Origin of the sequence: Flavobacterium poyangense (genome assembly GCF_011751075.1) — a bacterium.
Taxonomy (GTDB): domain Bacteria; phylum Bacteroidota; class Bacteroidia; order Flavobacteriales; family Flavobacteriaceae; genus Flavobacterium; species Flavobacterium poyangense.
Genome location: NZ_JAALLN010000002.1, coordinates 609,107 through 621,660, shown reverse-complemented (window position 1 = coordinate 621,660; position 12,554 = coordinate 609,107). Strand labels below are relative to the sequence as shown.

Here is a 12,554-nt window from a genome sequence, read left to right as displayed (position 1 = left end):
GCTAACCATTAACACTGCCTTATGATTTTTTAACGGTTATCAATTTATTACTGTGTACTTTCTGTGTGTTTTAACGTTGCTTTTTGAAAAAAAAATTAATACGTCTTTCCGTAATAAAACTACAATTGTAATTTGTATACTTGTACTACCAAAATACTAAATCCTATCTATGAAAACAAAACTACTTTTATTCCTATTATTAGCTAATTTTTCTATTTATGCACAGGTAAATTTAGTTTCGAACGGAGACTTCGAAAACTGGACCAATAGCACCACACTACCTCATTGGACCGCTCAAAATAATGTTATACAAAACACTGCCGATTACAGAGGAGGACTTAACAGTGCAAGACTATCTTTTGTAAGTAGTGCTCTGACTCCAAAAATTACAACTCAAGTCCCTATGAGTGCCGGAGTAACTTACACCATAAGATTTAAATACAAATACTTAAGCAGCAATTTCAACACCTCTCACCCCATAGTACTAAATGTTGGCAAAAGCGGAAGTGCTGCAACACTTTCCACCAGCTCTTTTGCAACAGACAACAATTGGACACCGGCCGAAAGTACTTTTACACCAGATCAGAACCTTTCTTACGATCTAAGTATCTCCTTGCTTACTTTTGATACTATCGGGTTTAATGTAGCCATCGACGATGTGCAGGTATACGTCAAAGGAACCGAAAAATACACCCTCATTCCTGATACCAATTTTGAAAAAAAATTGATTAGTCTTAGTTATGACTGGGGTATAGCTGACGGAAAAGTGCTAACTGCCGATATAGCCTCGTTAATAGCTTTGAATACAACCACTAATATACATGGTCCAGGTTTATCTATTACAGATTTAACAGGCATTCAGGATTTCGCAGCCTTAACTTCTTTAGATTGTTCCGGACAACAAATTACAAACTTAAACCTTACCAAAAATCTTGCTTTAACTACTTTATCCTGCTACAACAATCAATTAGCAAATCTGGATCTTTCTCAAAATAAGGCATTGGCTACAATTAATTGTTATTACAATAAGTTAACCAATCTGAGCCTCCCAAAAAGCGATGCTTTAAAATCGCTACAATGTAACTCAAACTCTTTAACAAATCTTGATGTTTCTGCAAACACTGCTCTCTCTTATCTTAATTGCAACGATAATAGAATAACAAATCTTGATATCTCAAAAAATACTGCTCTGACAACTTTTTATTGTAAGAACAATGCATTAACCGATTTAAATTTAAAAAACGGCAAAAACACCGCTTTTTATTCTAATTACTCCTATAAAATAGATTTCACTTCAAATCAATATCTAAAATGTATTGCAGTAGATGACGTAATCTATTCTAATAAAAACTGGGGGAAAAATAAAGACTCCGGAGCTACCTATACCTTGTCATGTGACCAGCAATATACTGCGATTCCGGATTTAAATTTTGAAAAAAAACTAATCGCACTTTGGATAGACTCCGGTTCCCCTGACGGAAAAGTACTTACGGCTAGTATTTCCTCACAAACCACATTAGATGTTTCCTCCAGCGGCATAGCGGACTTAACAGGAATTCAGGGTTTTATCAAACTAAAGTCTTTAAACTGCAGTGACTCTAAACTGTCTTCATTAGATATTTCAAAAAATCTAAATTTAACTGATTTGAACTGCAGCAAAAATCAATTATCCTCTCTTGATGTCACTAAACATATTGCTTTGACTTCTTTACTTTGTTCAAACAATACTGAAATGGGACTTTTAGATGTTTCTGCTAATGCTAACCTATCAGTTTTAGATTGTAAATCAACAAATTTAACCTCTTTAGATCTAACCCAAAATTTAAAATTAAACGAACTAAATTGTAGCTATAATAGCTTGATCCGTTTAGATCTTTCAAAAAATATTCATTTGACTTCTTTGGACTGTTCGTATAATCGACTGCCGAATCTTGATGTTTCCAATCATGTCGGTTTGGTCTCTTTAAATTGTTCTAATAACTATTTAACAAGTCTTGACCTTTCAAAAAATATGTCTTTGAATATTTTTAATTGCAGTAACAACAGACTGGTGAACCTGAATGCAAAAAATGGTAATAATCTAAATATGCCAAAACCTGTTTTTACAGGCAATCCGGATTTAACTTGTATCACAGTTGATAAAATAAGCTACGCGGATACAAATTGGAAAAATAAAGATAAAAAAGCCTCTTACAACACCTCATGCGGTACAAATATTGCCTATACCACAATTCTTGATCCTGCTTTTGAACAGAAATTGATCGACATAGGAATTGATACCGATGGCAAAAACGGAAAAGTTATGACAACCAGTATAACTTATGTAACATCTTTAGATGTTTCTTCCAGTAATATTACAAGTTTAAACGGAATCCAGGATTTTCTGTCCTTGACTTACTTAGACTGCGGATTAAACAAAATACAAGGATTAAATTTATCAAATAGTATCTTTTTAACTACTGTATATGCTTCCAACAATGCGATGACTCTATTAGATGTTTCAGGAAACAGATTTTTGACCTATTTAGATTGCAGCAAAAATCGATTAAAGAGCCTTGATGTTTCTAAAAACAAAGCTCTAACTTATTTGAATTTGAGCGATAATTCTATCATCACCAATTTTACTACTCTGGATGTTTCCAATAATATTGCCTTGACAGCTTTAAATTGTTCCTATAATCGAATAGAAGCCCTGGATGTAACTAAAAATAAGGCTTTAACATCTTTAAACTGTTTCAGTAATCGAATAGAAACTTTAGATGTTTCTAAAAATACTGCTCTGACTAAATTAGACTGTCAATATAATAATTTATGGTACTTGGATTTAAAAAATGGCAATAACATCAATCTCGATGTGGCTAATTCTAATTTTAAAGACAATCCAATTTTAGCATGTATACAGGTCGATGATGCTTCCTATGCCAATGCAAATTGGTCAGGAAAAAAAGATGCATTGGCAACTTTTAATCAAACCTGTACTATACCTTATACTCTAATTCCCGATATCAATTTCGAAAATAAACTAATTGCGTTAAAAATTGATACCGGTACTCCGGACGGAAAAATTGCAACAGCAAAAATTTCTAATATAACTGACTTAAGTTTAAATTCCTCTTCTATTTCTGACCTAACCGGAATTGAGGACTTTACAGCATTGACCTATTTAAACTGTGCTAATAACTTGTTAACCACAATAGACATTTCCAAAAACGTAGCTTTAATCGAGTTATATGTTTCTAATAATAAACTAACTACTATCAACACATCAGAGAATATTGCTTTAAAAGAACTATATATTCATGACAATGAATTAAAAAGCGTTGATGTTGCTAAAAATATTAATTTAAGAAAGCTCTTTTGTTGGACAAATAAATTAACTGTTCTTAATGTTTCCAACAATAAATATTTAAATGAATTGCGTTGTTTTTCAAATCAATTAACAAATCTGGATCTTTCTTCAAACAATATAAGCTCCATAAACTGTTCTGATAACAATCTTTATAGTTTAAATTTAAAAAATGGTTTCAATAAATGGATCTCAAACGATTTAATAACCGTTAATTTTTTGAGAAATCCAAATCTAAAATGCATACAGGTAGATGATGAAAAGTATTCAAATGAAAAATGGGCAGATAAAAAAGATGCTACAGCAGTATATTCATCAAATTGTTCTTCTCTGGGACTCGAAGAAACAATTTTTGACAAAGTTACGATATCTCCAAACCCAACTAAAGGGGAGTTAAACATCAACCATGTTACTTTAGAAAAGGCGACCGTCTATAATGCATTGGGCCAATTAGTAAAAACATTTACTTTAGACCCGTCAAACACCAACAACACAATCAATTTATCCGGTCTTCCGAGAGGAATTTATTATGTGTATCTAATCAACCAGGATGCTGCTTCTGCCAAGAAAATCATTCTTGAATAAATAATTGAGCTAAAACTAAAAATCCCATTTTCATCAATTTGAAAATGGGATTTTTTTATGTTTAAAAGTTTCTTCTAAAGGATTTCTTCACACGTAAAAACGTCTTTCAATCGCACTCCTTTTTCGGTGTGTTCTACCGTTATAATTTGATTGTGCGCATCATGCTCCAGAAACAAATAATGATTATGATCTGCAGCAGCATTCAAAAATTTTGATTTCTCAGGCATTGTTAATAAAGGTCTCGTATCATATCCCATAACATACGGCAACGGAATATGTCCCGCAGTCGCTAATAAATCAGCACAAAAAACAATCGTTTTATCTTTGTATTGAATATGTGGAATCATCTGTTTTTCGGTATGACCGTCTACATAATAAATTCCAAAACCTAGTTCTTCGGCAACTCCAAAATCACTATTGGGTCTCTGAATAAAGTTCAACTGTCCGCTTTCCTGCATCGGTAAAATATTCTCCGATAAAAAAGAGGCTTTCTCTCTGGCATTAGGTTTTGTTGCCCATTCCCAATGACTTTCATTCGTCCAATATTTAGCATTTTTAAACGCAGGTTCATATCCGGTTTTATCCGAATTCCACTGAACGCTTCCTCCACAATGATCAAAATGAAGATGTGTCATAAAAACATCGGTAATAGCATCGCGGTGAAAGCCGTATTTTGCCAAAGAAGCATCTAAAGAATGAGATCCCCAAAGCGAGTAGTATCCAAAAAACTTATCCGACTGTTTGTTTCCCATTCCGGTATCAATCAAAATGAGTCGGTTTCCGTCCTCAATTAGCAGACAACGTGCTGCGATATCAATCAAATTATTGTTGTCGGCAGGATTCGTTTTACTCCAGATGGTTTTAGGCACTACACCAAACATGGCACCCCCATCAAGTTTAAAATTTCCGGATTCTATTGGATATAATTTCATGAAAATAAGTTTCTGTTAGAAAAACAAAGCTAGCAAAACCAATTTCCATATGCTAAAAAAAATATTCAAAAAAGCAAAGACTTGACACTAATTGCAGGAATTGTAATCTGTTGCAAAAATTACTTAACAAAGTGAAAACTGAATTTTATCCTAAAGCTAATTACAACAACACACAAACTAATAAGCAGCACTAACATCACCCGTTTAAAAAAAACAATTCGTGCAAATTGTAACTTGCCGAAAAATTACTTAACCATGTAAAACCAAACTTCACGCAAAAGCTAATTATAACAGCACACAAATAATAAGCAACACCAACATCGCCCGTTAAAAAAAACGATTCATGAAAATTCGTGTAATTCGTGGCAAAAAAACTTCTCGAAAATCCAATTTCAAAACTCCGGAACGACTGCTTCGGATCACAAAATAATTTTTGTCTATTTTAACATTTGTTATAATAATGTGAACCATTATGGAAAAAGGTATTTAAGTCGTATCTTTGCAAATAATTTCATTTTAACATTGAGATACAGCACTTTAAAATGTAATCATTTTAGTGCTATTTCGAGTGCTTTTTTAATATGAAAGAAAAAAACAAATACTATAAACACAATGATAAAAGTTTCTGATACAGCCAAAAAGAAAATCATCGATTTGATGAAAGACGATGGTTTTGATGCCGCTCATGATTACGTACGCGTAGGTGTAAGAAGTGGCGGATGCTCCGGTTTGTCATATGATTTAAAATTTGACAAAACCAAAGGTGACGACGATAAAATATTTGTAGACAACGACATAACAATTGCAGTTGAAAAAAAATCATTTCTATATTTAGCCGGAACAATACTGGAGTTCTCAGGCGGATTAAACGGAAAAGGGTTTGTATTCAACAATCCAAATGCAAGCAGAACTTGTGGTTGTGGAGAATCTTTTTCACTATAAATCAAAAGAATTTATAACAGCAAAAATTTAAACCTTTTGAGAATGAAACCTTTTCAAAAAGTTTTAAAAAACTAAAAAATGTCAAAATACACTGAAGACGATTTAAAAATCGAACTCGAAACCAAAGAATACGAATACGGATTTTATACCGATATTGAGTCGGAAACGTTTCCTATTGGCTTAAACGAAGACATCGTTCGAGCTATTTCTCTTAAAAAAGAAGAACCGGAATGGATGACCGAATGGCGCATCGAGGCTTTTCGTGCCTGGAAAGAAATGATTGAGCCGGAATGGGCAAACGTTCATTACGAAAAACCGGATTTCCAAGCGATTTCTTATTACTCTGCTCCAAAGCAGGTAGATCCTAATAAAACATTAGACGATGTAGATCCTGAACTTTTAGAAATGTACAAAAAGTTAGGAATCTCTGTTGACGAACAAAAAATGATGAACAATGTTGCTATGGACATTGTGGTCGATTCTGTTTCTGTCGCTACGACTTTCAAAAAAACACTGGCTGAGAAAGGAATTATTTTCTGTCCAATTTCAGAAGCCATCAAAGAACACCCTGAATTAGTTCGTAAATATTTAGGAACAGTTGTACCTCAAAAAGACAACTTTTATGCTGCCTTAAACTCAGCTGTTTTCTCTGACGGAAGTTTCTGTTATATTCCGAAAGGCGTTCGTTGTCCAATGGAACTTTCAACCTATTTCAGAATCAATCAGGCAGGAACAGGGCAATTCGAAAGAACTCTTGTTATTGCTGATGCCGGAAGTTACGTTTCTTATTTGGAAGGTTGTACAGCTCCAAGTCGTGATGAAAATCAATTACATGCTGCTGTTGTTGAATTGATCGCCATGGATGATGCCGAAATTAAATATTCAACTGTTCAAAACTGGTTCCCTGGAAACAAAGAAGGAAAAGGTGGTGTTTATAATTTCGTAACCAAAAGAGGTTTATGCGAAACGAATGCTAAAATTTCATGGACACAGGTAGAAACCGGTTCTGCGGTAACCTGGAAATATCCGTCTTGTGTACTAAAAGGAGATAATTCGGTTGGAGAATTTTATTCTATCGCCGTTACCAATAATTACCAGCAAGCCGATACCGGAACTAAAATGATCCATTTAGGTAAAAACACTAAATCGACTATTATCTCTAAAGGTATCTCTGCCGGAAAATCACAAAACAGCTACAGAGGATTGGTGCAAATTAGTCCAAGAGCCGAGAATGCAAGAAACTTTTCGCAATGTGATTCTTTATTAATGGGTAATAATTGTGGAGCTCATACCTTCCCTTATATCGAAAGTAAAAATCCTTCTGCAAAAATTGAGCACGAGGCAACTACAAGTAAAATTGGAGAAGATCAGGTTTTCTATTGCAACCAAAGAGGTATTCCGACAGAAAAAGCGATTGCTTTGATTGTAAACGGTTTCAGTAAAGACGTTTTGAACAAATTACCAATGGAATTTGCTGTTGAAGCTCAAAAATTATTAGAAATTTCTCTGGAAGGTTCTGTAGGATAATAAAAACAAAGTAATATGGATATCCTTTTAAAAAATGTAAAGAAAAAAGATTTTCCGGTTTTAAAATCACTGGCAAAATCTCTTGGTTTTGAAATTGTTGAAGAAGTAGAGAAACCATATAATCCTGAATTTGTGAAAGAAATTTTGGATGCTCAAAAAAGTATTGAGGACGGGAAAGGAGTTAAAATCAAGTTAGAAGATTTGTGGAAGTAATATATTCAGAAAAAGCGCAAAAAGACAGAGAATTTTGGAAAAAATCTGGGAATAAAGCTATTATGAATAAAATTACGGCTTTAATAGAAGACATAATGATTCATCCTTTGAAGGTATCGGAAAGCCTGAAGCTTTAAAGCATCAACTAGCCGGAAAATGGTCTAGAAGAATAAATCAGGAACATCGAATAATCTATAGAGTTACCGAACAAAATACAATTGAAATACTGGACATTTTGTCTTTAAAAGGACATTACGAATAACATTAATGGAAAACAAAACTGTAATCATTTTAGGCTCTTCCAGAAAAAACGGAAACACAACAAAAATTGTGGACGAAATTTCTAAAGAATCAAACGTAGATATAATTAATCTAAGCGATTATTCTATTTCCTATTATGACTATGAAAGCAAAAATTTAGAGGACGACTTTTTACCTTTAATAACAGGAATCATCGAAAAATACGATACTTTGATTTTTGCTACACCCATTTATTGGTATAATATGAGTGGAATCATGAAAGTTTTCTTTGATCGTTTTTCAGATTTAATCCGGATCGAAAAAGAAACCGGGAGAAAACTGAGAGGAAAGAAAATTGCCGTGATATCCAATTCACACGATAATGAAATTGAAGACAGTTTTTACATACCATTCAAAAAAACAGCCGATTATTTAGGCATGGAATATTTAGGACACGCGCATTTTAATGCTAACATCCTAAAGCAAACAACAAAAATAGAATTGACATTTATATAAAAGAAAAAAAAACAATGTTATCAATAAAAAACCTTCACGCCTCAATTGGGGATAAAGAAATCCTTAAGGGAATTAATATCGAAGTAAAAGCTGGTGAAGTACACGCCATCATGGGGCCAAACGGTTCCGGAAAAAGTACACTTTCGGCTGTAATCGCCGGAAACGAAAACTACGAAGTTACAGACGGAGAAGTTTTCCTTGACGGAGAAGATCTTGCTGATCTTGCACCGGAAGAAAGAGCACACAAAGGAGTTTTCCTTTCGTTTCAATATCCTGTAGAAATTCCCGGAGTAAGTGTTACAAACTTCATGAAAACAGCGATCAACGAAACTCGTAAAGCAAATGGTCAGGAAGAAATGCCGGCTAACGAAATGCTAAAAGTAATTCGTGAGAAATCTGAATTGCTGGAAATCGATCGTAAATTTTTATCCCGTTCTTTAAACGAAGGTTTTTCGGGTGGAGAGAAAAAAAGAAACGAAATTTTTCAAATGGCAATGTTAGAGCCAAAATTAGCCATCCTTGACGAAACCGATTCTGGTCTTGATATTGATGCCTTAAGAATTGTTGCCAACGGTGTGAACAAATTAAAAAGCGAGAAAAACGCCATTATCGTAATCACACACTACCAACGTTTATTAGATTATATCGTTCCGGATTTCGTTCACGTTTTATACAACGGAAAAATCGTAAAATCTGGTGGAAAAGAATTGGCCTACGAACTGGAGGAAAAAGGATACGACTGGATTAAGGCGGAAAACTAAAATTTTAGTTTCATGTTTCATGTTTTTTTAGTTCCATGTTAAACTTATTTTTTGTAAGTTTATTCTTTAACTTTAAAAGCTGGAAATTATGGCAACGATAAATAGATTTGAAGATTTAGAAATCTGGAAAGAAGCCAGACGATTAGCAACAGAAATTCATCTTGTCGCGATCGAAACCAAATTGAATTCAGATTTCAGATTTAAAAATCAAATAAAAGCATCATCTGGTTCTGTAATGGACAATATTGCTGAAGGTTTTGAAAGAGATGGAAATTTAGAATTTAGACAATTCTTATCTATTGCAAAAGGTTCAGCCGGAGAAATAAGATCTCAGCTTTATCGGGCTTTTGATTTTGAATATATTACAGAACAAAAGTTCGAAATTTTAAAAACAGATTATGAAAACTTAAGTGGTAAAATAAAAAACTTTATCACTTATCTTAATAAAAAGGATTTCAAAGGAAATAAGTTTCTATAGATACAACCTGAAACTTGAAACCTGAAACCCGAAGGAAACAAAAGAACAATGGATTTAAAAGAAAAATTAGTATCGTCTTTTATGGCTTTTGAAGAGCGTGTTGATGTACATTCAGATTTACATGACATTCGCACGAACGCCTTAAAAAACTTCGAGAATAAAGGTTTCCCAACCAAAAAAGAAGAAGCTTGGAAATACACATCGTTAAACGCCATCTTAAAAAATGACTTTACGGTTTTTCCAAAGCAGGAAAATGCAGTTGAATTTAATCAGGTAAAAAAATACTTTTTACACGAAATCGACACCTATAAACTGGTATTTATCGATGGGGTTTTCAGTTCACATTTGTCTTCTACCACGCACGACGGAATTGATGTTTGTTTGATGTCATCGGCATTGACCAAACCAAAATATAAGATGGTTATTGATACGTACTTCAATCAGATCGCAAGTAAAGACGATAGCCTTACTACCTTAAATACTGCTTTTGCAATGGAAGGTGCTTTTATCAATATTCCAAAAAAGAAAGTTGCCGACAAACCTATCGAAATCATGTATTTCTCAACAGGAAACGAAGCAGCACTAATGGTACAACCTCGAAATTTGATTATTGTTGGAGAAAATTCACATGTTCAGATTATCGAACGTCACCAAAGCTTGAATGAAAACCCGGTTTTAACAAATGCTGTTACGGAGATTTTCGCTCAAAAACGCGCTATTGTGGATTATTACAAAATTCAAAACGATAACAGCGAAGCTAATTTAATTGACAACACTTATGTTTCACAACAACAGGAAAGTCACGCTTACGTACATACTTTTTCGTTTGGAGGAAATCTAACCCGTAACAATCTTAACTTCTATCACTTTGGTGAAAGACTGACAAGTACTTTAAACGGAATTTCTATTCTTAACGACAAACAACACGTAGATCATTATACTTTAGTAAACCACGCAACACCAAATTGCGAAAGTTTCCAGGATTATAAAGGAATATTCAATGATCGTTCTACGGGAGTTTTCAACGGAAAAGTTTTAGTAGAAAAAGAAGCTCAGAAAACAAACGCTTTCCAAAAAAGCAATAACATTCTATTGAGCGATAAAGCAACTATCAATGCAAAACCTCAATTAGAAATTTTTGCAGATGATGTAAAATGTTCTCACGGTTGTACTGTCGGACAGCTTGACGAAACAGCGATGTTCTACATGCAATCCCGCGGAATTCCTAAAAAAGAAGCAAAAGCATTATTAATGTATGCTTTCTCAAATGCTGTTATCGAGAGTATCAAAATACCCGAATTAAAACAACGTATTACTAAAATCATTGCCACTAAGTTAGGGGTAAGTTTAGGATTCGATTTATAAGATTTTCTTAACCGCAAGGTTCTCAAAGGAAAAAAAGCAAAGGGCGCAAGTTTATATAACTTTGCGCCCTTTTACGTAAATCTTTGCGAACTCTTATTGACAGAGAATTTTTCTCACGCAGATTTAGCAGATTTATTTAGACAGTTTTATCGGAAAAACAAAAATATCAGCTTAATCTGCGTGAGAAACTTTGTGACTTGCGGTTAAACCTAAAGTTACTGCTTCTTCACACTCTCAATTATACTTTTCAAAAAACCATTAAAATCAAATTCAGGATCTTCTTTAAGTCCCATTCTCACAATCACCAAATCAAGTGACGGAATAATCGCCACCATCTGCCCCTGATAACCATTACAATAAAACATGTCACGTGGCACATCAGGAAATCTCCCTCCGGCATTCAACCAAAATTGAGCTCCGTATTTTCCTTGAGAAGTATTCGTTGGTGTAGTCGTATATTTTACCCAGCTTTCCTCCAAAACCTGTTCTCCATTCCAGTTTCCTTTATTCAAATACAGTAAACCAAATTTGGACCAATCGCGCGGTGTAGCCCAACCGTAGGACGAACCAACAAAATTTCCTGCCATATCCTGCTCCACAATCATAGAATTCATTCCAATCTTATCGATTACGGCAGCATACCAAAAATCAATATATTCCTGATGAGTTTTAAACTGTCCTCTTAAAATTTTAGACAATAAATTAGTAGTTCCGGAAGAGTAACTCCAATGGGTATTGGGTTTAAATTGAGCCGGTTTATCCATCTGTACTTTACCCATATCTTCTGCCAGAAAAAGCATTTCAGTAGCATCACAAATAGTATTGTAATTCTCTACCCATTCTAAACCGGAATTCATGTGCAGCAAATCGTTAACCGTTATGATCTTACGGTCATCATTTTTCCATTCTGCAATTGGAGCGGGTTTGTAAATATCAATTTTTCCCTGTTTGGCAAGTGCTCCAAAAACAGCACTGGTAAGACTTTTGGTCATCGACCAGCCTAAAATCCTACTGTCTTTAGTAAAACCCGTATCGTATTTTTCGGCAATTAATTTGTCTTTATATAAAACTACAACCGCACGCGTCCTTTTCGATTTTCCTCCGGGTTTATCAAAAGCATTCGCTACCGCAGTTTTTAATTTCGAATAGTCTACATTGGCAAAAACAGTATCTTTTGGTTCGTTATTCCCATAAGGAAATGGCAAATTGTTTACCAATTTAGTCCTCTTCGGAATATCATATGGTTTTGAAACGTCATAATCTTCATTAATCAAAGTGGCCCCTAAACCTTCACGATAAACAGCTTTTCTTTCTTTTAATCCATAAACTGCTGAAGTAGCAAATTTACCTGCTTCATCAATCTTGTTGGTCGCAAGATCAAGCAACGGAATATCATTATCTCCTTTTTCAATTAATTCCAACGGTCGATTGTCAATAAAATGCCCCGACGCAACGCTTTTTGCAGAAAAGCCCGAAATCAGATCCAGCTTAGGATAAGTAGTAAATCCAAAATATAAAAGAACGACAACCAAAAGAAACACAAGTAGTTTTACGATTTTTTTCATGGTATTTAAATATTTCTATGCAATATGATCAATTTGTTTTCACAATTTTACAACACTTTTTAGAAATAATATTAGAAAAACACA

General features: G+C 34.0%; 11 protein-coding genes. 9 read left to right on the top strand and 2 right to left on the bottom strand.

Annotated features, from left to right (window positions below):
* Positions 1-169: 169 nt before the first annotated feature.
* The gene (locus G3A47_RS07570) at positions 170-3,931 is read left to right on the top strand and encodes a T9SS type A sorting domain-containing protein (protein WP_166921569.1); all 3,762 of its coding nucleotides are present in this window, start codon (positions 170-172) and stop codon (positions 3,929-3,931) included.
* A 74-nt stretch (positions 3,932-4,005) separates the two neighbouring features.
* Here G3A47_RS07570 and G3A47_RS07565 read toward each other — a convergent pair whose 3' ends face one another.
* Positions 4,006-4,863, bottom strand: coding sequence for an MBL fold metallo-hydrolase (locus G3A47_RS07565; protein WP_166921568.1), 858 nt, complete (start codon positions 4,861-4,863; stop codon positions 4,006-4,008).
* Positions 4,864-5,475: 612 nt separating this feature from the next.
* Here G3A47_RS07565 and G3A47_RS07560 point away from each other — a divergent pair.
* The 8 genes from G3A47_RS07560 (at position 5,476) to sufD (ending at position 10,905) form a co-directional block, all read left to right on the top strand.
* The gene (locus G3A47_RS07560) at positions 5,476-5,805 is read left to right on the top strand and encodes a HesB/IscA family protein (protein WP_166921567.1); all 330 of its coding nucleotides are present in this window, start codon (positions 5,476-5,478) and stop codon (positions 5,803-5,805) included.
* A gap of 78 nt (positions 5,806-5,883) precedes the next feature.
* Positions 5,884-7,332: a Fe-S cluster assembly protein SufB gene (gene sufB, locus G3A47_RS07555; protein WP_166921566.1), complete on the top strand. Its 1,449-nt coding sequence runs from the start codon at positions 5,884-5,886 to the stop codon at positions 7,330-7,332.
* Positions 7,333-7,347: 15 nt separating this feature from the next.
* Positions 7,348-7,545 carry a DUF2683 family protein gene (locus G3A47_RS07550; RefSeq protein ID WP_166921565.1) on the top strand — a complete coding sequence of 66 codons (198 nt, stop codon included), beginning with the start codon at positions 7,348-7,350 and terminating at the stop codon, positions 7,543-7,545.
* Between the two features lie 115 nt (positions 7,546-7,660).
* A complete protein-coding gene (locus G3A47_RS23855; protein ID WP_243860401.1) occupies positions 7,661-7,807 on the top strand; it encodes a Txe/YoeB family addiction module toxin in 147 nt (48 codons plus the stop codon).
* 5 nt (positions 7,808-7,812) lie between these two features.
* A complete protein-coding gene (locus tag G3A47_RS07540; RefSeq protein ID WP_166921564.1) occupies positions 7,813-8,301 on the top strand; it encodes a flavodoxin family protein in 489 nt (162 codons plus the stop codon).
* A 14-nt stretch (positions 8,302-8,315) separates the two neighbouring features.
* Positions 8,316-9,062, top strand: a complete 747-nt coding sequence (sufC, locus tag G3A47_RS07535; protein ID WP_166921563.1) for a Fe-S cluster assembly ATPase SufC — start codon at positions 8,316-8,318, stop codon at positions 9,060-9,062.
* An 88-nt stretch (positions 9,063-9,150) separates the two neighbouring features.
* Positions 9,151-9,540, top strand: coding sequence for a four helix bundle protein (locus G3A47_RS07530; protein ID WP_166921562.1), 390 nt, complete (start codon positions 9,151-9,153; stop codon positions 9,538-9,540).
* A 48-nt stretch (positions 9,541-9,588) separates the two neighbouring features.
* Entirely contained in the window at positions 9,589-10,905 is a 1,317-nt protein-coding gene (gene sufD / locus G3A47_RS07525; protein WP_166921561.1) for a Fe-S cluster assembly protein SufD, read from the top strand.
* A gap of 215 nt (positions 10,906-11,120) precedes the next feature.
* On the opposite strand, the gene G3A47_RS07520 is transcribed toward sufD, so the two are convergent.
* Positions 11,121-12,470, bottom strand: coding sequence for a serine hydrolase domain-containing protein (locus G3A47_RS07520; RefSeq protein WP_166921560.1), 1,350 nt, complete (start codon positions 12,468-12,470; stop codon positions 11,121-11,123).
* Positions 12,471-12,554: the final 84 nt, after the last annotated feature.